The sequence below is a fragment of the Endozoicomonas sp. OPT23 genome (genome assembly GCF_009653635.1).
Classification (GTDB): Bacteria; Pseudomonadota; Gammaproteobacteria; order Pseudomonadales; family Endozoicomonadaceae; genus Endozoicomonas_A.
Genome location: NZ_PPFD01000008.1, coordinates 1 through 24814 on the forward strand (window position 1 = coordinate 1; position 24814 = coordinate 24814).

Here is a 24814-nt window from a genome sequence, read left to right on the forward strand (position 1 = left end):
TGGGGTTTCCCCATGTGAGAGTAGGTCATCGCCAGGCATTGAATTAGAAAACCCCAGAAGAGCAATCTTCTGGGGTTTTTCTTTTTGTGCAGAAAAATTGTTTCGGGAACAGTTCGAACAAAGTAGGTCTATCTTGATAGAGAAACCTATCGGGCTTTTTAATTATGACTGCCCAAAACAATAAATCAGTTTAGTGAGTCATTATCCATAGTCGTATAAATCAAAATAAGAAGCAGGACAGTTGAAATCCGAAACCCCGGTTGAATACCGTTCCAGCTCTTTGATTGCCAAGCCAGAAACCACTCTCCGGAAATGCCCATAAAGCAGAGAAACCAAAGGCAGATACCCAATGACAGGCCATAGACGGCATATCCTTTAAAATCAGAGTAGTTTCGAACCTTCATTCCTCTGATTAACTCAATGACTCCAAGCCAGCAGAGAATAGTTATTAAAGCTTCGGTAGCGATAATAAGTGTATAAGCGCTGTGCCAGAGAGTTTCGGAATCGATGGCTCTCCAGGATGTCTGAGCCGGGTTGCCCGTTGTATCCATAGACATCACATGTTTTACAAAGTCGAAGTTACTTTGGTAATCCACGAGATTATTAAAAACAACGAGCGTACTAAAGATGGCGACGGTTATGTTAAGGCTAACTTTACTGAGCCGGATAGCCTGAATGTGATTCATGAAGAAACTATAGATTTTAATGAACCTATTTCAAGGCAATAGAGCTGTAGTTCTTATGGTTACTAAACAGCTTTGAAGGTTTACACTACTCCGATTTACGACTTAATCATTCAGAGGCTCAAGTATGGCGGCGATTAACTGGTTTCCCGGGCATATGCATAAAGCTCGAAAGGAAATCAAAAAGGTTGTTCCGGAAGTTGATCTGATCATCGAAGTTCTGGACGCTCGCATTCCTTACAGCAGCAGTAACCCACTGGTTCCATCTCTGCGTGGTAAAACACCCTTTCTGAAGGTCCTCAACAAAGCAGACTTGGCTGACCCGAAAGTAACAGAGCTCTGGATAAAAGAGCTGGAAAAGGAAGAAGGCGTTAAAGCTATTGCTCTGACCCAAAGCCAGCCTGAGAAAGTTCGCAGTGTACTAAAACTGGCAGAAGGAATGATTGGGAGCGAACGAAACCTTGAAATCAAGGGCATGCGAGCCATGATTCTGGGTATTCCCAATGTTGGTAAGTCCACGATGATCAACACACTGGCAAACCGTATTATCGCCAAGACAGGTAACGTTCCTGCGGTTACCAAGCAGCAGCAGCGAATAAAATTGCCAAATGGAATGATTCTTCTTGATACTCCAGGGTTTCTCTGGCCAAAGCTGGAACCTGAATCCTGTGGTTATCGTCTCGCCGTTACCGGTGCAATAAAAGACGCTGTAATCGAATATGAAGATGTAGCATTTTTTGCCGCAGAGTACTTTTTAAAGGTTTACCCCGAAGCACTTAGGTCACGCTTTCTGCTTGATGAACTACCAGCGACGGATATTGAGCTGATGGATATGATTGCAGCTAAAAGAAACTGCATGCGTAGAGGTGGAATTTCTGATCTTCATAAAGTGTCTGAAATTCTGCTAAATGAATTCAGAAGTGGCAATTTGGGCAGACTCAGCCTGGAAACACCAGAGCTGGTTGAAGCAGAAAAGCCTGTAAAAGAGCCTGAAAGCGAGTAAGCTTTTCCTACCTGACACAATAAAACTACCTGATAAGAATAAAAGAAAAAGGTATCTGATATGTTCCTATGGCTGAAACGAGGGCTACTGCTTGCCCTCAGCCTCTGTGCAATTCTATTGATAACGGTCTATTGGTTATTGTCATCAAGCAAAGCCAGGCTCGATGGCAACTACCATTCTTCCGAACTTACCGCTCCTGTTTCTGTAGAAAGAGATAACCTTGGTGTTCCCGTAATAAGCGGTAGCAATCGTCAGGATGTAGCCTTTGCAACAGGCTACCTGCACGCTCAAGATCGCTTCTTTCAAATGGATCTGAATAGAAGGAATTCAGCGGGTGAGTTGTCTGAACTAGTCGGCAGCCTTGCTCTGAATCATGATAAAACCCAGCGAAAGCACCGGTTTAGAAAAGTAGCTCAACAAGTTGTTGAACAAATGTCGTTTAATGAACGGGTAGTGCTTAATTCTTACACGGCAGGTGTCAATGAAGGTCTGGCAGATCTGGATGGTAAGCCTTTTGAATACTGGCTGTTGAATGTAGAGCCTCAGCTTTGGAAAAATGAAGATACTTTCTTGACCGTATTCAGTATGTATATGGATCTGAATGATAATGAGTTCAAGCTGGATGATGTTAAAGGCTTTCTAGCGAAGATTGCTTCCAGAGAAGTGATTGAGTTTCTGTCACCTCTGCGCACTCGCTGGGATTCTTCTCTTATTCCGATGGAGCTTCCAACTCCCACTACTCCAGACAGCACTGCTGTTGACCTGAGGTCAAAGCCTGCTGAGTTTTATGCAGGGCTCAATGGCGAAACGATACCTGACAGTTTTATTGGCAGTAATAACTGGGCTGTTGCTGGCAGCTTAACGGAGTCTGGAGCTGCGATTGTTGAAGATGATATGCATCTTGCTCACAGGGTTCCAACCATCTGGTACAGAGCGCAATTTAATTACCCTAATGCTAAAGGCGATGGTGTTCAGGTTACCGGTGTTACGCTTCCGGGTGCTCCGCTTATTGTTGTTGGAAGTAATGGCCATGTTGCCTGGGGTTTTACCAACAGTTATGGAGACTGGGTTGACCTGGTTTCTCTGGAAATGGCTGATGACAATCGTTATATGACCAGCACGGGGCCAGAGCAGCTGGAAACATGGCAGGAAACCATTAAGGTAAAAGGAGAAGAGGCAGTCACTGTTGAATATCAGCAGAGTCGTTGGGGACCTGTTGTTAATTCAAGATATGACAGTTCTCGATACGCTCTTCGTTGGACGGCTCATAACCCTTCAGCAACTAATGTAAAGCTGATTGAACTGGAGCAAGCGACCACTGTCTTTGAAGCTATGGATGTTGCTAATCAGTCAGGCATACCCGCTCAGAACTTCACTGTAGGCGACAGTCAGGGAAATATTGCCTGGACCATTGCAGGTAGAATACCTCTTCGTTCAGGTGTTGATTCAACGTTTCCTTTGAGTTGGGAGCAGGCTGAAGACAATTGGCTGGGATGGTTAGCCGTTGATAACTATCCTCGAGTGGTGAATCCGGAAAGCGGCAGAATATGGACGGCCAATGCTCGCATCGCTTCAGGTGAAAATCTTGAGAAGATTGGTGATGGTGGATATCTGCCTGGGCCTAGACAAAAACAGATCGAGGACAGTTTGAAAAAACTGACCACAGCTAGTGAAAACAAGCTTCTCGAAGTGGCTCTTGATCACAGAGCCCTTTATATGGAGAACTGGCGGCAGCTGATTCTTGATTCACTACAGACCGACACGGATTCTAAAAGACAGGCTTTTCTTTCTTATGTGGAAAACTGGTCAGGAAAAGCGTCAACAAACGATGTTGGCTACAGGTTGGTGAGAGAGTTTCATGATGCTCTTAATCTGAAAGTACACCAGTCTCTTGGCCGTTACTTCCGTACTCTATCTGCTGATGCGCGTGTGGAATTTAAAGATAGCTGGCTGCAAAGCCTGAACCATGATCAGGAAATGCTGTTGAGGTTGTATCAGGAACAGCCTGAAAACTGGCTAAATCCTAAATACAGCAGTTGGAATGAGTTATACCTTGAAACCATTGATGAAGTCATTGCTGATCTGGGAGGCGCTGACAAGCTAGCAGAAGCTACCTGGGGACAACGAAATACGTCAGCAGTAAATCATCCTCTTAGCAAAGCGCTGCCAGTTATAGGTCAGTGGCTGAATATGCCTGAGGCAGAACTGACAGGCGATGTCTGGATGCCTAAAGCTCAGAAACCAGCTGCAGGTGTTTCAGAAAGGATGATTGTTTCTCCCGGGCATGAAGAACAAGGGATTTTTCATATGCCAGGTGGGCAAAGCGGACATCCATTATCACCCTTTTATAAGGCTGGTTATATGGATTGGGTGGAAGGTAAGAAAAGCACTTTTCTGCCGGGAAAGACGTTGCATGAGTTGCATCTAATGCTTGCAGAATAATTAAGGAAAGAAGGAGCTACAGAAAACGTAGCTCCTCTTGTTTCTTAATTACTGGCTGGCAATCATATCGTCACGACGAGAGTATGTCTTAGCTACATAGTCCTCGATCATCTGCTTGTATTCTTCCGTGATATTGCCACCTTTAAGAGTGGTTACTTTCTCCCCATCAACGAAGACAGGCGCAGAAGGTGCTTCCCCAGTACCAGGTAAACTGATGCCGATGTTTGCGTGTTTACTTTCGCCGGGGCCATTTACGATACAACCCATAACGGCAACTTTCATATCTTCTACACCAACAAACTCATGACGCCAGTTCATCATTTTCTGGCGTAGGAAAGCATCAACTTCATCAGTCAGAACACGGAAGAAGGTGCTTGTAGTACGACCACAGCCTGGGCAGGCGGTAACTTCAGGAGAAAAGCTGCGAACGTCCAGGGCTTGCAGAATCTGCTGGGAAACAATGACTTCTCGGTCACGACTGCCTGTTGGCTCAGGTGTCAGTGACGTACGAATGGTGTTGCCTATACCCTGTTGTAACAAAATGCCCATGGCAACGCTGGAAGCAACAATACCCTTACTGCCCATTCCTGCTTCTGTAAGACCCAGATGGAGCGCGTACTTCGAGCGTTCAGCCAGCTTTTGGTAAACACTGATCAGAGCCTGAACTCGGGAAACTTTGCAGGAGATAACAATCTTATCTGCTCCCAGCCCACGTTTTACAGCGGCGTCAGCACTGGTCAAAGCGGATAGCACCAGCGCTTCCTGAAGAATTTCTTCAGAAGGTTTCGGGTTTTCAGCGTTGGCATTCTCATCCATCAGTCGAGTGGCCAGCTCTTTATCAAGGCTGCCCCAGTTAACACCAATGCGAACGGGTTTATCGTACTTGATAGCAACGTCGATCATAGTGTTGAAACGATCGTCTTTCTTGTTACCAAAGCCAACGTTGCCCGGGTTGATTCTGTATTTGGCCAGCAAACGGGCTGTTTCATCGTACTTGGTCAGCAAGGTGTGACCGTTGTAGTGAAAGTCGCCCACAATAGGTACGGTGTATCCATCGGCTTCCAGCCTTTTATAAATCTCTGGAATTGCTGCCGCAGCTTCTTCTGTATTAACAGTGACTCGAACCAGTTCAGAACCTGCATCGGCCAGCAGTTTGATCTGGTCTACGGTGCGGTTTACATCAGCTGTGTCGGTATCGGTCATGGACTGGACAACAACAGGGGCATTACCACCAAGGGTAATGTGTCCAACCTGAACAGCATGGGTTTGATGTCGGCCCATTAACTTCATTCCTCCGAAAAACTATATCGAATCAGTGAGACACAGCTAGGGTGTTTGTGCCAGAAAATAAAAGTAGACGATTAGTTTAACACTTATCCATGAAAGCGTATTAATCCGGCATAAACTGAACTATTGTTTTACCCTGTCTAAAGCCAGCTGCAGCAACTAAGTGTGTAGACACACGTAATTGAATATTAAATAGTTGTTCGCCCGCCGCAGGCGGGCAAACAACTTATGAATTCGTATGTACGGGTACCGGATAGAGCAACAACAAGAGTAAATATCATGGCGAAAGAAACGACTGTAAGAGCACGCATTGATGAATCTTTGAAAGAAGAAGCGGAAGTGATTCTGAAACAACTGGGCATCACTACCTCCCAGGCTATTAATATCTATTTCAGCCAGATTGTTCTCAGGCAGGGGCTGCCTTTTGATGTCGTCCTTCCTGATGCTGAAAAAGAAGCCAGGAAGAAATAGAACATAGCCCTTATTAACAGTTCCTAAATAACAATACCTCTGTTTTTCAATCTGGCAGTAAAGAATGAGTCGTCTTCATAAACAACTAGGCGTGGGAAAAGGCGTTGCCTTGTTAGCCACTTCATTAATGGGAACCGGTATATTTGTTGTTCCCGCCATTGCTGCCAGTATTGCAGGGGCCTGGTCTCTACTGGCCTGGGGAGTATTGATTGCCTTAGTAATGCCTGTGGCGTTTACTTTTGCTCTATTGGGTAAACGCTTCCCTCATGCCGGAGGCTCTGCGCACATAGTGGGAAGGGCTCTAGGGCCGAGGTTTGAGAAGCTGACTGCCTTTCTGTTTCTTGCCGTTTTGCCTGTGGGATTGCCTGCAGCCCTGGTAATGGCAACGGGTTTCTGGCATTCCGTTATGGATCTTACTCACTTTGCTGAGCTATCTATTCAGCTGGCTACGCTGGCATTGATTCTGATGCTGGGGCTAGGTGGTACTAAGTTATCTGGCAGTATTCAGGGTGGAATTGCGTTATTAATAGTGGCACTTGTCGCTGTGCTCTGGTGGCAGGGGGATATTCAGTTGGCAGATATTTCATTATCAAGAGCTGAAGAAGGCAATGCTTCATCCATCGTTCCGGCTCTGTCTGTTATGTTCTGGTGTTTTGTCGGAATAGAAGCCTTCACCCATATGGGGGAGGAATTTGAAAACCCTGAGCGGGATTTCCCCATCGCTCTGATTCTTGGAGTGTTGTTGGCTGGACTGGTTTATTGGGGCTGTTCGGTAGCTATTTTGAAATTTGGTGTTTATGGCAGTGAACAGGAAAATACCACCGCTATCCCTAGACTTCTGGCATTGATGTTTGGTCCTACAGGGCAGTGGTTGGCAGCCATTATTGGTTATCTGGCCTGCTTTGCCAGTATGAATGTTTATATTCAGGGCTTCTCCCGATTGTTGTGGAGCATGGCTGAAGAAGGCTCCCTTAAACGGATAGGTCTGGGTTTTCTCGGTAAGCTGAATGATAGGAAGGTGCCAGCCCGAGCACTCTGGGTTGTTTCAGGTGTTTGTGTTCTCAGTATTCTGACTCTTGAGCTGACAGGGCTTCCTCTGGAATCAATGATCCGCTTTGCCAATGGCAACTTTATTGTTGTTTATCTTCTGTCGATGTTGGCGGGTGTTCTTATTTTGAAAGGCTGGCAGAAGTGGCTAGCGATTCTTAGCTCGTTATTATGTGCCGCTGTTCTAATCGCTTTAGGCGCCGACTCTCTTTATGTGGTGGCGTTGACTCTGCTGTTTTTCATTGTAGGGCTGGTAATGAGAGCAAACAGAAAACCTCCTCAATCTATTGAGCTCTAATAAAACTATTCAATAGTTATTAACCAGATTATGCACAGGCCTTCTGTGTTTCTGGTTAATAGCCTCCTCACTTTTGAAAAACCCATCTTACTGATTCATATCGTAATTATTAATTAATCTGATTTCATATTAAGAATTGCTGTTAGCGGCTGCATAAGTTATCCACAATCGTTATAAAAAGTTTTCCACAGAGCGCCGATCACATCACAAGGCGCCTCCCCTCCGGAGTTTTTGCCTGTTCGTCAGCACTTAACAGCAAGCTGAATAGGGAGCACAGGGATTGTGCAGATTTTGAAAAGCCGTGTTATCAGATGTTTGATTGTTCCGCAGTTAATGGCGGCAATGGTTGTTGGGCAGGTGTGGGCCAGCCCTCAGATCATTGATGCTGATACTTCGACTGCAATCACCATCTCAGGCCCTAACAACTCTGATGATACTGTTGTAGAGCCTGAAGATGGCGTGACGGTTAATCAGGGAAGGTTGCTTGAAACAACCAACTCCGATCCCACCATCCTGATAAATACAGATGATGTTTTCACCGGTACAGTTCTGAATAATGGTCATATCGATGACGGCATAGTTATTTCCGGTAATGTCACCAGCTCTGCCACTGACGGTGTTGTAAAAATTGAAAATACGAACAGCGGTGAAGAGGCAAGCCTTCATGATGGTTTGATAATAAACAGCAATAAAACTGTATCTTCATCAATGGCTGATACTGTTTATATTGGTGAAAGTGGCTATATCGATTTTATAACTGTTACCGGCGGTTCAACCCTGAGCGCAAGTGGCACAGGCAATCATGCGATTGATGTTCATACACAGGGACAGATTGGCGGAGATTTCAATAACAGCAGTGTCGGTGGTGGTACTGCGATTAATAACCGATCAGAAACAGACACCATAATTGATGCTTCAGGAACTATTGGTTCTGATAATGGTTCTGCAATCAATATTGACGGAACTGCAACGGGTAAAATAGCCATAACCGGCACAGTTTCCGGAACAGAGAATACAACCGGTGGTAACTCTGGTGCGATTACCATTGGTGGAACCTATACCGGAATGATTGAAAATACCGGTGAAGTTCGAGATGCCATTGTTGTGACCGGCACCCATAGCTCCTCCTCCGATGCCATCAAATCAACGGGTACACTTGGCAATAGTACGTCAGAAACTGCTATCAAAGTTGGAAGTGATGGTTCTGTCACTACCACTTCCCCCTCTGCAACGGTTTACTCGATCAATCTGGGTGGAACCATCAATGGTTCGATTGTTAATAATGGCGAAATTGATGACGGCATTCTGATTAGTGGTACGCAGACAGCAACGGGCTCTGCATATCAATCTTCAGGTTCAGCAGGGAATGTTGCCAGAGTTCTCGAAGGGCTGACTATTTCTGGAACAGCTGATACCACTGGCACCGAGCCAACAGTATCCATTGGCAACTACTCTACTGTCGATACAATTACTGTCACTAACAGTGGGATACTAAGAAATACAGGGTCTAATGGTGTCGCTATTGTTGTTGGTAATCAGGGTGCCGAGATAACCAACGGTATTGTAAATGATGGCACTATTACCGGAGATATTGATAACGACGGGCTCATCTCCGGGGGAATAGACAACAACAATGTTTTTACCGGGAATATTGAAAACTCCGGTACTATTAATGGTGGCATAGACAACAGCAGCACTGCCTTCACCGGAAACATAGCCAACGAAGCCGGTGGAACCATTAATGGCGTAATAAATAATAGCGGAACAATCACCGGGAATATTACTAACGACGGCACCATCAATAACGGTTTTACCAATAGTGGTACGCTGACTGGCAGTATTGATAATAACAACACATTTAACGGCGGTATTGATAGTACTGGCACTATCACTGGCTATATTGATAACTCAGGCAATATAACCGGAGGTGTCAGCTTAAATGATTTAACTGCAGCTGGTGCTTCTGCATACAACTCTTCAGTCGCTGCAGGGAGTACAGCCTCTCTGGTTGGTGGTTTAACGATTAATGGCACTGTAACTTCTGACGAAGATACGATAGTTCTTGGTGATAATGCTTCCATAGACAATATTACTGTCAGCAATGGTGCAACTCTCAGCACTACCGGTGCTGTTGGTGATGGAGACCCGAATATTGATGGTAACGCCATAAGAATCGATACCGGAGGAACCATAAGTGGCAACATCACTAATTCCGGAACAATTACGGGCAATATTGCCAACGCAGGAACCATCACTGGCGGAATCACCAGCACCGGTACATTCACTGGTGTAATCAAAAACACCGGCTCAATTGGCAGTATCACTGTTCAGGATCAGACTCCAGGCTCTGAATCAGCCTATTCCTCCACAGGCACCGCCACTCTTAACAGCTACACAGTAAACGGCAATGTCACTACAACTCATGCTGATGCCGTTAGTATTGGTGCAGGTACCAGTGCCGGAACCATTACGATAGCGACAACTGGCAGCCTGACGGGTGCGACCAATGTTATTAACAATATGGGAACCATCACCGGCGGAATAACCAGTAATGGCACTCTGAACGGAAATATTAACAACACAGCGTCAGGCGTAATAAGTGGTCCTATCTCCATTTCCGGCGCACTGAATGGAACCCTTACTAACAGTGGCTCAATCAGTAGCGGCCTTACTGTCAGTTTCACGGATACAGCTGCTTCTTCTATTTATTCATCCAGCGGATCAGGCTCTCTTACGGGAGGTCTAACGATTGATGGTGCTATTACTTCCTCAGCAGCTGCCGGTGCAATTGTTATTGGTGATGGAACAACAACGAATACCAATTCTATTGATACCATCACAGTCAACTCTGGTGACTCTCTGACTGCGACAGGCACAGACAATAAGGCGATTGTTGTTACTGCTAATAATCAAATATCTGCAGGTATCCGAAATAGCGGCTCCATAAACGGCAGTATTGTGAACAGTGGAACCATATCCGGTGGTATTGAAACCGCTGGAAAATCTGGTGTCGGTTCAGCTTATATCGGTGAAAATGGTTCAGTCTTGGCTGGTGGCTTTGAAGTAACAGGTGGAACAGTCACTTCAACAGACAGCGATACAGTGCATGTGAAAAGTGGAGCAACTGTAGACAGCATTGAGGTGTCAGGCGGAACATTAAGTGCTTCCGGAGTTGGCAATAATGCTATCCAGATTGATGATGGTGCCATTCTGGGGGACGGCACACCTGTTGAATCAGAAGCTCTGATTACGATTGGCGGCGGTGCAACGGTTTCATCTGCTGAAGGTACAGGCATTAATATTGAGACAGACCTTACCGGCAAGATATTGATTAATACCGGAGGCACTCTTAATGGCTCTTCTGCAACAGGCTCTCTGGTTATTAGTACAGGAAAAACCCTGACTGGCTCCATTGAAAATAATGGATTGGTTACCGGGAAAGTACATTTAATCGGTAACCTGGCGGCAACGAATGATGCTATTGATGTTGGCTTAACCGGGCGACTTGGCAGCACTGAAGCAGACACTATTATCGAAGTTGATGGAAATCTTTCATCGTCTGCAGGGGACGCCATCAAGATTGAAGGTGATAGCAGCGGTAGAATCCTTGTTAATGGAGCTATCTCAGACGGACAGATAAACATTACAAATGACGGTGACTATAGAGGCACCGTCGATATTGAAGGTGGTTCAGTTGCCGATGGTTTCAGCCTTGCCGGTACTCATATATCTTCCGGAACAGGCATCAATATTACCAATGGTGGTAGCGTCGGAAGTGCCAGCACCAGCTCAGGAAGTGCCATCCACATAACGTCAACAGGTTCCCTGAGTTCACAAGCATCAAATGGAATTGCAATTAACCTGACTGGAACGGGCTCCACACTAACAGGCTCAATTCATAATGAAGGAATTATTGTTGGTGGAATTAACCTGAGTGGTATTCACGCAGCAGCTAATGAAGCAATTATTAATACAGGCACAATTAATGGTGACCTGGCGATTAATAATTCCCAGAATAATTCTCCGAGTGGCTCCAACTCTGATATTAGAAATGAAGGAACCATTAACGGAGATATCACAGTATCTGGTAATCCAACGTTGGTGTCCTCCTCCCGCTCGGCTTATTACTCAGTAGGAACCTCTGGTGATAGAAGCTTACTGAATGGTACGTATCAACTGAGCAGCAACCGTACTGTTTCCTCTACCACAGACACTGTAAAGATCGGTGAGTACTCTGATATTAAAAAGATTGGTATCAGTGTCGGCGCAGTATTGAGCAGCACCGGAAGTAATAAACGGGCTATCTACATTGCGGAAGATGCTTCATTGGGTACAACCAATAATGAAGCAGATGTTGTTCTGCAGGTGAATGGTGAGCTGTCATCGACACAGGGCTCTGCTCTTGAAGTAGAAGGTGATATTACCGGTGCTATTTTAGTCAGCAGTACAGGATTGATTTCCGGCAGAGGTGGTTCGACTGATGCTGCGATTCTTTTCGATAGTTCCGACAGCTCTGCGAATCATCAAGCAGTGATACAGAACCACGGGGTGATAAAGGGCAAAATATATATAGATACCAATCAGACATTAACTACTCATTCTGCCTATCGTTCTAGTGGTTCAAATACTGACTGGGCTGTTTTGAGTGGGGTGGATAACAATGGTCGTGGTTATACGGTAGATGATGGCGCCACGGTTACTTCAGCAAACAATACGGTATCAGTAGGAAGTTACTCATACATTGACTCAATTCTGGTTGAGGGAAGTCTTCACTCAACGGGGGCAAGCTCAGGCAGTATTTATATTGGTGCCAATGGCCAGTTAGGTGGAACGCTGGCCACTACCAAAGTGGGCAGTGGGCACTTAAGTAGCGACATTATTCGTTCAGTCACTGATACCGTTATTGATATATCCAGTTCTGGTAGTTTAATTGCAAACAGTGGTTCAGCTATAAAAATTGATGGACGTGTAACCGGTGTCATCAGCAATAGAGGAACAATTGGTGGTGCTCTGGTTGTTGGTTCTACAGGTACGCTGACAGGCGACATTGCAAACTATGGCACTATGACCGGATTCACTAACAACGGTTCATTTACCGGTGACTTTATCAATGATGAAAGAGTTACGGGAAACATAGTGACTTCTGGAACATTCAGTGGCGATATTCTTAATCGGGACAGAGTCGAAGGTGGCATTGTTATTAATTCTGGCTCAATGTCAGGAGCAGTCACTAACAGTGGTGTGATGTCCAACGGTGGTTTTGGTGTTAATGCTGCTGGTAGCTTTTCAGGGAATTTCACAAACAGTGGCTCGATCACTGGCAATACTGTTATCAGCGGTACAATGAGCGGAAATATCCTTAATAGCGGAACCCAAACAGGTAACATCAGCACATTTGGTTCACATAATGGCTTGATCAAAAATACCGGAACTCTAACAGGAAATATTGTCAGTGCTGGAACAAGAAATGGCGATATATCCAATACAAACAATCTTACAGGCAATATTACCGTTTCAGGTATCACGACAGGTGCAATAAACAACACTGGGCAAATGACAGGCGACATCATCATTGCAAATACAGGGCGCCTTAACGGAAATGTCATTAATAGTGGCACCGTGAATGGCACCATTCAGAGTATGGGAACTTTGAATGGGCAAATCATAAACCGAGACACACTGGGTTTATCTTCAAGCTCTAATGTTATTGATTTTACCGGGGCTGCTTCTGCACTGAACCTCATGCAAGATGGCAGTTCAGCTGATATTAGAGGGCGAATCACAGGCAGTAGCCATGATGATACGGTTAACTTCAGGGAAGGTTCCTTTAACGGCAACCTCAGTGCTGTTGAGCATCTTGTTATCAGTGATGACTCTGACATCACCATTGATGGTGACTTTACCCTTCCAGAGAAAACGTCTATCTATCTCGATAGTTCATTAGATGCTAGCCAATCTTTAATTACAGCTTCCGGAACTGCTTTTGCTGAAGCTACAGGCAGTACGCTGAATTTTATGCCGGAGGATAATGAAGCTTATTTAAGCCTGTACAACAATGGACCGGTCGTTACTGTTGTCGATGCCCAGGCTATTGATGGCAGTGCTATGGCGTTGATTTCAGCTGATAGTGGCAGCGCACTGCTACAAACCAGAGTGTACTCAGAAAATGGAGATATTAAAGTTGAAATAAAAGCCAGCACATCGGAAGACGTAAACGGTGTTATGGGGCAGGCGCTATTGGCTGCTTTACATGAGGATGCTCATCCGGATGATTCCCATGCAGTTATTTCTAATCTAAACCGTTCAGAAGAAGTAGTGGGTGAACTGGAAGATGATGTACGCCCTGATACTTCAGGTTCAACTCATACGGCACCAAGGGCAATAACGATGGCTACACAGTCGATAGTCTTTGACCGGATTAACAGTTTGAGAGGCTCTGGCCTCAACTTTGGTGACGATGGGTTTGGCTTTGGTCTTTATGGCAACAGTTATGAAAGTGGTGAATCTTCAGCTCAGCAGGCAAGTGATGAAGCAGAAGACCATGAATACAGCATCAATACATCTCAAAAGAGAGACAGACAAATCCGCCACATGGATTACACCTTATTAAATGGCGGCTCTTTCTGGGGGCAGATGATGTTTCTGGAAGGTAATCAGGATGCTAAACCCAGCACGGATGGCTACAACAACCGAGCGGGTGGAGTTGTTCTGGGTATAGATACTATTCTTCTGGATCGATTCAGGTTGGGCGTTGCCGCTACTTACGGCTATGGTGTTGTAAATACTGAAAATGACCGTTCAACCGAGAGCCATAACTTCCTGGGTACTGTTTACGGCAGTATGGAGCGTGGAAACCTTTTTGCAGACGTTATGTTCTCCGGAGGAACAGCGAGTAACTCTGTTGATCAAGTGGTCAGGAACGTACGAGTCGTTAGCGGGAATCCTTCAGAGCCAGATACATTCATAGATGAAAAAGTAACGGGTGACTATAACAGTTACCAGTGGAATCTGAAGTCAGTGGTCGGCTATCGATTTGCACTAGGTAGTAGCTGGGAATTTACACCTCTGGCCGAGTTGAATTATGGCAAGGTTTATTTCGAATCCTATAAGCCAAAAGGCCATCCGATTCATCCTGATAAAATAGATATTCATGACTACAGTGCTTTGGAACTGGGTCTTGGCTTTACTATTAAAGGGTTAATCAACTCGGGTAAGCAATATATAGAGCCGGACTTTACCCTGATGATGCACCGGGACCTGCAAACAACAGGTTCAAAAGTCGAATACAGTTTTCTTGGGATAGATGCTCAGGAGTTTCTGAAAGGTCCTGCAAGGGATTCACAGAGATATAAGGCCAGCTTTGGCCTCTACTTTGACATGGGCAGTAACTGGTATATCCGCACCGGCTATGACTATAACTGGAGCCAGACATACCGTTCCCACGGTCTGAACGCTAAATTCCGCTACGATTTCTAATATTATCAAAGCCAGCTTTCTCCTTTGCTGGCTTTTTCACTCTCTGGCTTTTCAAAAGTCCATTCCGAAAATTACGCCTAAACTGACTGTTCTAAACAGGCAAACAACGAATCGTGAATGATGACTCGACAGGAAAAGCTGACAGCCTCTGGTGTGCAATGGGTAACTCTTGATAATGGTTACAAGGTCTGGACCAGACGGGTAGGTTCAGGCCCTATCAAGTTGCTTACCTTGCATGGTGGTCCGGGTTGTACACATGAGTATCTGGAGTGTCTGGAAAATTTTCTGATTCCTGAAGGTATTGAGGTCATCTTTTACGACCAACTGGGTTCCTGGTGTTCGGATCAGCCTGATGATGAGTCTCTGTGGATTCTCGATCGGTTCATTGAAGAAATAGAGCAGGTGCGTGTTGCGCTTGACCTGGAAGATTTCTACTTGTATGGCCACTCGTGTGGCGGGCTCTGGGCTATTGAGTATGCCCTGAAATATCAGATGAACCTTAAAGGTCTGATTCTGGGTAGTATCACGGGTAGCATTCAGTCCTATATGGCCCATATAAACCATATTCGAGAGCAACTTCCTCAGAATATTGTTGAAAGGATGAAGCAGTACGAAGAAGCGGGTGACCTTGAAAACGAAGAGTATCAAACCCTGCTGATGGAGCACTTATACCATCAGCATATCTGTCGTTTATCTGAATGGCCTGACCCATTGAATCGTGCTTTCGATCATATGAATAATCAGGTTTACAACACCATGCAGGGCAATAATGAATTTGTGTTTACCGGCAACCTGCTTGGGTGGGACCGATGGAATGAACTGGCATCAATTCGTGTGGCAACGCTTATTCTGGCAGGTCGCTACGACACCATGGCGCCTGCTGATCAGAAGCAGATGCAGTCTATTATTCCTCACAGCCGGTTAGTCATTTGTGAAAATGGCAGTCACTGCTCTATGTGGGACGACCCAACGAACTATCAGCAGGCATTGGTCGGCTTTTTCAGGGATGTAGAAAAGGGCAATCTTTGAGTTTGCATGTCCGGGGACTGAACGGACTACACTGACATTATCTTAATCAACATTCATAATTAAGATCTCATAACTGAAATCTTATAACTAAGAAGTGTGCTGCTATGGAAAGGAATCTATATCAGATCGTTTATACCAGTTCGTCTTCAGAGCTGATGGAAAGTGCTGAGCTGGAAATAATTCTTGCTTCGGCCAGAAAGAATAACGCCAATAACAAGGTCACAGGCATGCTGCTCTACAGCGAAGGCGTCTTTATTCAGGTTCTTGAAGGGCCTGAACAGGCTGTTCGGGAAACCTATGAGCTGATTGCCAGAGACCCTCGTCATCACGGAGCGATCGTTCTGTTGGAGTCGGGCATTGAAAACAGGAACTTTTCTAACTGGGCAATGGGCTTTAAACAGTCTGCTAAATCCGGTCTTGCGGATAACGAAGGTTATTCCGAGTTTCTGAATTCAGGCTTTGATCCATCCCTGATGGTGAAAAATCCATCGGCATCTTTGAAATTGCTGCTCTCCTTTCGAAAAAATATGACCTGAAGGCCCTCTGCTATTCTGAAGCCTCGATTGAATGTTATCTAAGGATAGAGGTCATACTTCTCAAATAACCAATAAAGGCAAGGTATGCACAAGCTGACAGGATTCTTTGATCATCTGATGCGTCGCTATCTGCCAGATCCTTTTGTTCTGGCGGTTCTACTGACTTTTTTGACCTTTGCTCTTGGGTTAATAGCCACTGATTCCGGGCCATCTGAAATGGTGAGTTACTGGGGCGGCTCATTCTGGAAGCTTCTGCCTTTTACGATGCAGATGGTTCTGGTTCTGGTAACGGGCTATGTGCTGGCTGTTGCTCCATTGGTGCATAAGTTATTGAAATCTCTTGCAGGTCTTGCTCGTACTCCCGGGCAGGGCATTATTCTGGTGACGCTCTGTTCTTTTATTGCCTGCTGGATTAATTGGGGCTTTGGTCTTATTTCCGGTGCTCTGTTCGCAAGGCATGTTGCCCGTCAGGTGAAAGGAATTGATTACCGGTTGCTGATTGCCAGTGCCTACAGTGGCTTTCTGATCTGGCATGGAGGCTTGTCCGGCTCTGTACCTTTGACCATAGCGACCCCTGGCCATTTTATGGCTGAGAGCATGGGCCTGATCAAAAGCTCTGCAACCATCTTTGCTCCTTATAACCTGATCATTCTTGGTTGCTTGCTGGTGGCTATGCCGCTGCTTAATTGGCTGATGATGAAAGGCATCAGTCACAGCGTTACTGTTGACCCAAAGTTATTAGCAGAACCTGTTGCTACCGAGCCAGAGATTCCTGATTCTCCTGCACGACAGTTGGAGCACAGTAGAACGCTGGCGCTTGTTCTTGGTGCTTTTGGTTTGATGTACCTATGGGGTTATTTTTCCAGAGAAGGGCTTAACCTGACGCTGGATATCGTGAACTTTATGTTCCTGATGTTTGGCCTGATGCTGCACGGTCATGCAGGTAAGTTTCTGTCTGCAGTTAATGAAGGTGTGAAAGGTGCGGGTGGCATAATCATCCAGTTTCCCCTGTACGCAGGCATTATGGGAATGATGATGTCTTCCGGGTTAGGACAAGGTATTTCCAACTGGTTCATCAGTATTTCATCAGCAGACAGCTTTCCTTTGTTTACGTTTCTCAGTGCAGGTCTGCTAAACCTGTTTATCCCCTCCGGTGGTGGCCAGTGGGCTATTCAGGCGCCGATTATGATTCCTGCCGCTATAGAGCTGGGTGTTGAGCCAGCGAAGGCGGCCATGGCGATTGCCTGGGGCGATGCCTGGACCAATATGATACAGCCCTTCTGGGCTTTGCCTGCTTTGGCTGTAGCAGGTCTACAGGCCAGAGATATTATGGGATTCTGTATTATGCACTTGCTGTTCAGTGGCGTGATTATCAGCACGGTTTTTCTGCTTGCTTAACTCAGGCACATTTCGTATCAACTGCTCTATTTTCTCCAGCAGAAAGGATTCTTTATCATCTGATTCCGGTGGCCATAAAATATAGCCATCATCAAGGTTTTCAACGGTATAACCTCTGTCTTGATAATGCGAAATCAGATCCTGTTGTGTTTGATGTGAAAGAAATTCTTGTACAAAATTCAAATCATTGCCATGTTTCCGGCCTTCCAATTGAAGCGTTGGCTGATGCTTCAATATAAGCCTCCAGGAGTTCAACTGTTGTGCAATGAGGGTGTTTTCAAGTACTTCCATATCATTGATTAACGCTTCAATTGAACGCTGACTTTTTAGCCAGTTTGATTTGAAGTAATCCAACTCTGCTTTACTGGCATTCTCGCTGACAGAGCGGATCAGCGTTGAAAATACTCGTTGGGTCAAAATTCTCTGGATCGATGCCGGCGAGTCAAATGTTGGGAACTCGTGAAAGGCGTAGACTGGAGCTGGTAATCCATTATTTGTAGCAGATATAAATCCAACGCCAAATGGCCATATTGCTTGATTGCTGCTGTCCAAAAGGTAATTCCAGCAATGTGTAGTCATGTTGTTCAGGTGATGGCTTTGAAGTCCCTCAAGCTTCAGAAATAGCAGTTGAAGCATATGAGGGATAGTGCCATGGGTTAAGTGACCGGACATTAATGCAAGATCATAAAAACCGGACTTTTGGGCAATGGGTGTTGCTCTTTCAGAAGGTATGAAGCCAATAAAGTAAGGCGCTCTGGATTGGACTGTGTCACCCAGACTCTTATGGATAACCAGGGTTAATAATTCAAATACCTGTTCCCAGTGTTCAGTCTCTGCATCAATTTTATTACTCAGGCTAATCATTGCGTTGCCAGAGGCATACTGTTGAACCTCGGCTTCTGCTGGAACCAGTGTTGAAGACGGCATAAAAATGCTTTCAAAATAAGCTGGTTTTTGTTCTGTGTGAGTGAAGGTTAAAAAATCGTCGTGCATGAAAAACCTTCTGAATCGCCACCTACTGTCAGAGAAGTAGAGTAACTGGCCTTGAGTCGAAGCTCTGGACTGAATGACTGAGAACTCAGGGTGCTCTAGGGCAACCAGTTCGCGTAGGATATGCCCCAGGGCGAGCAGAGTGGGTAAATGAAAAACCGGATCCAGGTAATAAGCTTCCCGGTTATACAGGGATTCCCCCAGTATACTTTTGCAACTGTCAGAATTTGGAAGAGCTTTAAAAATAGCGGATTCAGGCGCTTCCATACTTGAAGCTTCCAGTGGCAGTCTCAGCTTCTGAAGGTACTCTCCATACCTTTCTGTCCCCAGCAAGCTAATAGAATAAGTCAGTGGGTGGGATGGATTAACAGAATAACAAGCAAGGTAATTTGAATGGCAATTGTAGAACAGAGAATAGTCATCCAGTTCTAACTCCAGGAGAGCTTCCACGCCATTGAAATCATCATGTAGAGCTGAGCCCCAATGAGAGCAGTGTTCAGAATTAATATTTTTTAGATGAGAGTCCAGCTTATTCACAAGGAGCGGATCCGAAACCGAGTGATACTGGCTCAGGTTTAATGAAGTCGTACTTCCATAATGGAGGGAGTTGGGAGGCAATATTGTTGCCAGTTCCAACTGGGTCACTCCACCTGATAAATAGAAGGAAACGTCTTGTTGGTATGCCGGGAAAAAAGTGGGTAATAAGCAGAGCAATAGCATCACAGCTGGCGTAGCAGAACTTCTTATCTTCATTATTACGGAATAATCCATGCTGACTGGAACTGTAGACACATGTATTTGAAGATCAAATCGCTTATGTTCTGTCTCTGTGAGAACTTACTTGGAGCAACTAGGTAATGAGTAGTTCCCTGAGATACCATAAAAAAGACAACAAAAATTTCAGGAATCGAGGTGACTACTTTGCACAGGCTGTGTTCAGTTGAAGATATAGAGAATCCTGGCAGTAAAGGGTTTCGAAATGAGAAAGGACATTTATTTGCTGTTCGAAGAGACAACGACATTTATGTCTACGAAAACAGCTGCCCGCATCTGGGAATTAATCTGGAATGGCATGAAGACCAGTTTCTCGATATGGAGAAACGAATGATTCAGTGTGCTACTCACGGAGCTCTGTTTTTGATGGATACAGGGGAGTGTATTGCAGGCCCATGCCCCGGAGATAAGCTGACCGTCATTCCTTCTGAAATCAAAGAAGGTGTTGTTTATCTGCTGTGACTTTCAGCAGATAAACAAATTCACTGCCATCAGAGAAAATCTGACTTGTGTTTCATAATGTCCCGACGTTGTTTCTTGTCAGGACGTTTTTCGGGTCTTGGAGTAGCTCCGCGCAATGAGCGGCGCTGTTCTGCCGACATTTCCCGAGCTTTGATGCTGTCTGCTGTTTCTTCGTATAGCTGTTGAGCCAGTTCTGCTTTCTGACGTTTGTCAGACAGTTCTTTTATAAGAATGATCTTTTCGTCCCAGCCGACACGAACTTTCAGCTCATCGCCAACCTTTGGTTCTTTCCCCGGCTTACAGCGCTGGCCGTTCAGGTGAACCTTGCCACCATCAATGGCTTCCTTGGCGATGTTTCTGGTTTTGTAGAAGCGGGCTGCCCATAACCATTTATCCAGACGGATTTTGTCTGATTTACTTTTCTGGCTCATAAACTCTCTGAAATATCGAACCTGCCTTAGGGGCAGGCTCCGAAAAACTAGTGTAGACCCTTTATATGGAGGCTTCTTAAGCCTGAATCAAGTGCTGGAAGTCTTCTACTGACTCATAGTCGCCAATATCCTTGGCGCCTTTCTTGCTGTCAGGGTACTGAATCGTCAACAGATGTTTGATGCCATACTCTTTTGCAGAGTCGAGGACAGGAAGACTGTCGTCTATAAACAGGGCTCTTTCCTTGTTCAAACCAATAGCGGCTTCCAGTTCATACCAGAATGCCTGCAGCTCTTTTGGATAACCATAGTCGTGTGAGCTGATCAGCTTATCGAAATAGTGGGCCATCGACAGACGTTCGAGTTTCAGGGAAAGGCTGTCACGATGAGCGTTGGTGATCATGATGACTTCCTTGCCTCGTTCCTTGAGGTTATGGAGAAACAGGTCAGCATCAGGACGAAAAGAGATCAGATGAGAGAGTTCACGCTTAAGGGCGACAATATCGAGATCAAGCTCTTTGCCCCAGTAATCAAGGCAATACCACTCCAGCTTACCGTAGGTTTGCTCGAACCTTGGTTTTAGCTCGGTTTTTGATTGTTCGAGGGAAATGGAGTGCTTTTCAGCGTACTTTTGCGGCACATACTCCAGCCAGAAATAGCTATCGAAGTGGAGGTCCAGCAGCGTACCATCCATGTCCAGAAGCACTGTATCTACATCATTCCAGTCAATCATATTTGTTCTGATCACGCTCTGTCTTTGAGGGAAAGTCACTTCCTAAAGCATGATTGATTTATACTGGTGTCTGCAACAGAGGCTGTGAAAATATGTCAAAGAAACCGGAAATCAAAGCCTGCAGGGAAGTAGCCCGCAGTCGCCTGTTTCGAGTGGAAGAACTTGAACTGAAATTTTCCAATGGTGTTGAGCGAACCTACGAGCGGCTAGGTAGCTTTGGTTCAGGCCATCAGGCCGTGATGGTTGTACCTTTGCTGGATAACAACCGGTTTCTGATGATTCGTGAGTATGCATCAGGCACAGAGGACTATCAGCTGACCCTCCCTAAAGGGTTGGTGGAGCCTGGAGAGAGTCTCGAAGAAGGCGGCGACAGAGAGCTAAAGGAAGAGGTTGGCTTTGGTGCTAAAGAGTGGCACTACCTCAGTGAGTTCACCCTGTCGCCCAATTATATGAAGAATCAGATTCATGTCATGGTTGCCAGAGACCTCTACGAAGAGCGGCTGGAAGGTGATGAGCCTGAACCTCTGGAAGTGGTTGAATGGTCATTTGATCGATTGCTGGAACTGAATGAACGGGAAGACTTCTCGGAAGCCAGAGCTTTAGCTGCACTGTTTCTGGTAAGAGAAAAACTGCAATCCGGCTGGCTGGAAGTAGCAAATGACTGATCAGAATCTGATTGATGCGGTTAAGCAGATCGCCAGAAAGGCCGGTGAAGCCATTCTGGCCATTTACGGTCTGGAAGATCGTGGTATTCAATCCAAGGTGGATGAAACACCGGTCACCATTGCTGATCTGAAAGCCAATGATATTATCGTAAATGGGCTGCAGGCATTAGAGCCCTTGTATCCGATTCTGTCAGAAGAATCGAAACACGATACGTTGAAAGTCAGAACAGAGTGGCATCGCTACTGGCTGGTGGACCCTTTGGATGGCACTCAGGAGTTCATCAACAGAAATGGTCAGTTCGCAGTCAATATCGCCTTGATGGAAAAAAGCGATGATGGCCACAGTTACCCGGTTTTTGGCGTGGTTCATATTCCTGTTGGCAATATTTGCTATTGGGGTGGCCTGGGGCTGGGCGCTTTCAGGCAAACGAATGATGAGTCAGCTGTTGCTATCAAGCCCAGACAGTTTCAGCGAGAACAGGAAGTTGTGGCTCTGGGCAGTCGCAGTTATAAAACAGAGCGAGCGGTACTGTTTGCTCAACAGTTGCAAGCGGTCTTTCCAAACCTTGAGGTCAGAGCCGTTGGCAGTGCTTTGAAAACCTGTCTGGTGGCTGAAGGAACTGCTGATTTTTACCCGCGCCTCGGCCCAACGTCGGAATGGGATACCGGTGCGCCGCAAGGTGTGGTTGAAGGTGCTGGTGGTCTTTTGCTTGACCCTGAAGGTCAACGCTTCTCTTACAACTTTAAGGAAAGCTTGTTGAACTCGGATTTTTTAGTCGTGGGCGACATTAATACGCCCTGGAAAAGTTTCTGGAATCAGAAAACGCTGAGCTGACTTCCAGGGAAAGAAGCCAAAGCAACAGACAGGTGGAGTCAGAACATATATCTGACTCTGTCTGCTTCAACGCTGAGTGGCTTGCCAGCCTCTTTGACGACTTCGCCCTTAATGGTGGTTTGTGTGCCAAATAACAAACCTTTCTGTGGAATAGAGTCGTTGTCGATATGAACCTTGATTTCGCCAGACTCGTCTCTAAACAGGTAGGTGGAGCATTTCAGCTTTTTTACAATTTCCCCTGACAGTTTCACCAACTCATCATCCTTAGCTTCGGTGATAACGCTATCGATGCTGTGTTTTTGATACTTATGACCATCGTGATGATGTATCGAATCTATTGTTTTGTCGTGTGAGAATGGATAGAAGTTCTCTGCATTGAGCGAGGTAGCCAGCATCACAAGTCCTGAAAGCATCCAGATAGGTTTCATAATTTGTTCCATCAAGGTTATTAACTTCAGAATAGTTCAGTGATTTAGATTGGTTAAAAGTGCATACAGCCATTAACCTTTCTTGAACTATTTGCTGCGTTCCGGTTTGTTACATGAATAAAATCCTCATCAGCGCCTGCCTGCTGGGAGACCCTGTGCGATATAACGGTAAGTCCAAGTCTCTGGAGAATGAGTACTTGAGGCGTTGGCGTGCAGAGGACCGACTGGTACCTATCTGTCCGGAAATAGAGGGTGGGCTGCCTGTTCCCAGAGAGCCAGCGGAGATTCTGGATGGGTTGGCGGGGGATGTCATAGACAGCACAGCAGAAGTAGAAACCATTAATGGCAACAGAGTGACTGAGTCATTTCTCAATGGTGCTAAAGCGGCCTTGAAGATGTGTCAAAAGCTGGACATTAAGGTTGCCATCCTCACCGATAAGAGCCCCTCATGTGGTAGTCATCTGATATATGACGGTACATTTTCCGGGCAAACTATTCATGGAATGGGAGTCACAGCGGCATTTCTTGAACGACACAGCATCAAGGTTTTTTCAGAACAAGAACTTCAACATGTAAATGAATACCTATTCGTTTTGGATAAAGAGAAAATTTTGTCTGCTGTAGGAAGTTAAATAGAATTGTTATTTTTAATAATTATTTATTGTGATTTTTAGAGACTATGGGTTATTTCTATTCGGCGGTTCATACATAAATATATATTTATGATAAATATTTATGTGCGAAATTGTAATGATGAACTAATTTAAATTTTCGTTTATGAAATCAATGTTGTTGTTATGACGAAATCGATCTTCGAAATAGCTCAGTTGGCAGAGGTATCTGTAACGACAGTCAGGCTGGTCATCAATGGTCAGGACCAAAAGTACCGCATCAGCGAAAAGACTCGAAGTAGAATCCAGAGCATTATTGATGAGCACGGTTACTACATAAATCAGACCGCCAGAAACCTGAAACTAAGAAAAACGCAGACTCTTGGGCTGGTAGTACCAAGGCTAAGTAACCTGTTTTTCTCTCAGTTGATCGAAATTCTTGAAGTCAGTTGCAGGAATGCAGGTTATCAACTTATTACTGTCTGTTCTTATGATGACCCTGCTCTGGAGCAGAACCTCACTGAAAATCTCATTCAAAGGGAAGTGGATGGTTTGTTTGTGGTATCCAGCAGTCGGGAGAGTCAACTGAAACTGGCTAAGTTATGCCAAAAACCAGTGGTATTTCTGGATCGTAATTTTGACGTGGATGGCATTTCATCAGTAACGACAGACAACATTCAGGGCGGTTACCAACTTGGTTGTGTGATGGCTAAAAAGCTGAATGGGCGAGAGCTGTTTGTTCTTGGTGCCGATGGCTGGCTACCTACCATTCAAAATCGAATTGCCGGTTTAAAGTCTGGTCTGGCTGATTCAGGCTATCAATTGCCGGAACAGGATATTGTGATCAAAGGGCTGGCTGTTGCTGACTGGGACAACTGCATTAAGACCATGGAAGAGCTTTGCCAGAATCGGGGCGTGCCGAAAGCTCTAGTGACATCGTCTCTGCCCGTTTTTGAAGGGTGCATGCAGTATCTGGTCAGTGAATACGGCTCAATCCCTCAGGATATGCTTCTGGGAACCTATGATGAGCACTCAAGCCTCAACTTCATTCCCAATCAGGTGGTTTCTGTCTGTCAGAATGCTGAAGGTATTGCGGAGTCGGCTTTTGAGATGATGTTGAAGAAAATAAACAAGGAAGAATTGCTGGATACTGTTAGGGTTATTAAATCAAACTTGGTCATCAGGTGAAGGGGCATAAACATATTGGCTGGTCGCAGC

Annotated in this window: 20 protein-coding genes; 14 read left to right on the forward strand and 6 right to left on the reverse strand. The window is 45.4% G+C overall.

Features of this window, described 5'->3' with window-relative positions:
- On the forward strand, positions 1 to 184 hold a 184-nt coding region (locus tag EOPP23_RS21590; RefSeq protein WP_228550797.1), incomplete at its 5' end, for a hypothetical protein.
- Between the two features lies 1 nt (position 185).
- On the opposite strand, the gene EOPP23_RS19110 is transcribed toward EOPP23_RS21590, so the two are convergent.
- The gene (locus EOPP23_RS19110; RefSeq protein ID WP_153767601.1) at positions 186 to 686 is read right to left on the reverse strand and encodes a DUF2165 family protein; all 501 of its coding nucleotides are present in this window, start codon (positions 684 to 686) and stop codon (positions 186 to 188) included.
- 124 nt (positions 687 to 810) lie between these two features.
- On the opposite strand from EOPP23_RS19110, the gene ylqF reads away from it, so the two are divergent.
- Together ylqF and EOPP23_RS19120 are read left to right on the forward strand one after the other, a co-directional pair.
- On the forward strand, positions 811 to 1686 hold the full coding sequence (gene ylqF, locus EOPP23_RS19115; RefSeq protein WP_153767602.1) for a ribosome biogenesis GTPase YlqF: 876 nt from the start codon (positions 811 to 813) through the stop codon (positions 1684 to 1686).
- Between the two features lie 60 nt (positions 1687 to 1746).
- The gene (locus tag EOPP23_RS19120; RefSeq protein WP_153767603.1) at positions 1747 to 4128 is read left to right on the forward strand and encodes a penicillin acylase family protein; all 2382 of its coding nucleotides are present in this window, start codon (positions 1747 to 1749) and stop codon (positions 4126 to 4128) included.
- 48 nt (positions 4129 to 4176) lie between these two features.
- Here EOPP23_RS19120 and ispG read toward each other — a convergent pair whose 3' ends face one another.
- Positions 4177 to 5409, reverse strand: a complete 1233-nt coding sequence (ispG, locus tag EOPP23_RS19125) for a flavodoxin-dependent (E)-4-hydroxy-3-methylbut-2-enyl-diphosphate synthase (RefSeq protein WP_228550798.1) — start codon at positions 5407 to 5409, stop codon at positions 4177 to 4179.
- A 234-nt stretch (positions 5410 to 5643) separates the two neighbouring features.
- On the opposite strand from ispG, the gene EOPP23_RS19130 reads away from it, so the two are divergent.
- From EOPP23_RS19130 to EOPP23_RS19155, 6 genes are all read left to right on the forward strand, one after another.
- Positions 5644 to 5886, forward strand: coding sequence for a type II toxin-antitoxin system RelB/DinJ family antitoxin (locus EOPP23_RS19130; protein WP_228550799.1), 243 nt, complete (start codon positions 5644 to 5646; stop codon positions 5884 to 5886).
- Between the two features lie 64 nt (positions 5887 to 5950).
- Entirely contained in the window at positions 5951 to 7231 is a 1281-nt protein-coding gene (gene yjeH / locus EOPP23_RS19135; protein ID WP_153767605.1) for an L-methionine/branched-chain amino acid transporter, read from the forward strand.
- Positions 7232 to 7513: 282 nt separating this feature from the next.
- The gene (locus EOPP23_RS19140) at positions 7514 to 14707 is read left to right on the forward strand and encodes a hypothetical protein (protein ID WP_194842681.1); all 7194 of its coding nucleotides are present in this window, start codon (positions 7514 to 7516) and stop codon (positions 14705 to 14707) included.
- A gap of 117 nt (positions 14708 to 14824) precedes the next feature.
- Positions 14825 to 15736 carry a proline iminopeptidase-family hydrolase gene (locus tag EOPP23_RS19145; protein WP_228550800.1) on the forward strand — a complete coding sequence of 304 codons (912 nt, stop codon included), beginning with the start codon at positions 14825 to 14827 and terminating at the stop codon, positions 15734 to 15736.
- Positions 15737 to 15840: 104 nt separating this feature from the next.
- On the forward strand, positions 15841 to 16272 hold the full coding sequence (locus EOPP23_RS19150) for a BLUF domain-containing protein (RefSeq protein WP_153767607.1): 432 nt from the start codon (positions 15841 to 15843) through the stop codon (positions 16270 to 16272).
- 84 nt (positions 16273 to 16356) lie between these two features.
- A complete protein-coding gene (locus tag EOPP23_RS19155; RefSeq protein ID WP_153767608.1) occupies positions 16357 to 17670 on the forward strand; it encodes a short-chain fatty acid transporter in 1314 nt (437 codons plus the stop codon).
- Here the strand turns inward: EOPP23_RS19155 and EOPP23_RS19160 are convergent.
- Positions 17584 to 19110 carry a hypothetical protein gene (locus EOPP23_RS19160; RefSeq protein WP_153767609.1) on the reverse strand — a complete coding sequence of 509 codons (1527 nt, stop codon included), beginning with the start codon at positions 19108 to 19110 and terminating at the stop codon, positions 17584 to 17586. The two genes, EOPP23_RS19155 and EOPP23_RS19160, sit on opposite strands and share 87 nt — an antisense overlap.
- A gap of 462 nt (positions 19111 to 19572) precedes the next feature.
- Between EOPP23_RS19160 and EOPP23_RS19165 the strand changes: the two genes are divergently transcribed.
- Positions 19573 to 19896: a Rieske (2Fe-2S) protein gene (locus EOPP23_RS19165; RefSeq protein WP_370514830.1), complete on the forward strand. Its 324-nt coding sequence runs from the start codon at positions 19573 to 19575 to the stop codon at positions 19894 to 19896.
- A 29-nt stretch (positions 19897 to 19925) separates the two neighbouring features.
- On the opposite strand, the gene EOPP23_RS19170 is transcribed toward EOPP23_RS19165, so the two are convergent.
- Together EOPP23_RS19170 and yrfG are read right to left on the reverse strand one after the other, a co-directional pair.
- Positions 19926 to 20327, reverse strand: coding sequence for an RNA-binding S4 domain-containing protein (locus EOPP23_RS19170; RefSeq protein ID WP_153767610.1), 402 nt, complete (start codon positions 20325 to 20327; stop codon positions 19926 to 19928).
- Positions 20328 to 20403: 76 nt separating this feature from the next.
- Complete coding sequence (gene yrfG, locus EOPP23_RS19175; RefSeq protein WP_370514831.1) at positions 20404 to 21072, reverse strand: GMP/IMP nucleotidase; 669 nt, start codon at positions 21070 to 21072, stop codon at positions 20404 to 20406.
- 77 nt (positions 21073 to 21149) lie between these two features.
- Between yrfG and nudE the strand changes: the two genes are divergently transcribed.
- Both nudE and cysQ read left to right on the forward strand, forming a co-directional pair.
- Positions 21150 to 21722, forward strand: coding sequence for an ADP compounds hydrolase NudE (nudE, locus tag EOPP23_RS19180; RefSeq protein ID WP_153767612.1), 573 nt, complete (start codon positions 21150 to 21152; stop codon positions 21720 to 21722).
- Complete coding sequence (cysQ, locus tag EOPP23_RS19185; protein WP_153767613.1) at positions 21715 to 22557, forward strand: 3'(2'),5'-bisphosphate nucleotidase CysQ; 843 nt, start codon at positions 21715 to 21717, stop codon at positions 22555 to 22557. Before nudE ends, cysQ begins: the two co-directional genes overlap by 8 nt.
- A gap of 38 nt (positions 22558 to 22595) precedes the next feature.
- Here cysQ and EOPP23_RS19190 read toward each other — a convergent pair whose 3' ends face one another.
- On the reverse strand, positions 22596 to 22985 hold the full coding sequence (locus tag EOPP23_RS19190) for a NirD/YgiW/YdeI family stress tolerance protein (protein ID WP_194842682.1): 390 nt from the start codon (positions 22983 to 22985) through the stop codon (positions 22596 to 22598).
- A gap of 113 nt (positions 22986 to 23098) precedes the next feature.
- On the opposite strand from EOPP23_RS19190, the gene EOPP23_RS19195 reads away from it, so the two are divergent.
- Together EOPP23_RS19195 and EOPP23_RS19200 are read left to right on the forward strand one after the other, a co-directional pair.
- Entirely contained in the window at positions 23099 to 23617 is a 519-nt protein-coding gene (locus EOPP23_RS19195) for a DUF523 domain-containing protein (RefSeq protein ID WP_153767615.1), read from the forward strand.
- 165 nt (positions 23618 to 23782) lie between these two features.
- Positions 23783 to 24784 (forward strand): LacI family DNA-binding transcriptional regulator, encoded by a 1002-nt coding sequence (locus tag EOPP23_RS19200; protein ID WP_153767616.1) that lies wholly within the window; start codon positions 23783 to 23785, stop codon positions 24782 to 24784.
- The last annotated feature ends 30 nt before the right edge of the window (positions 24785 to 24814 follow it).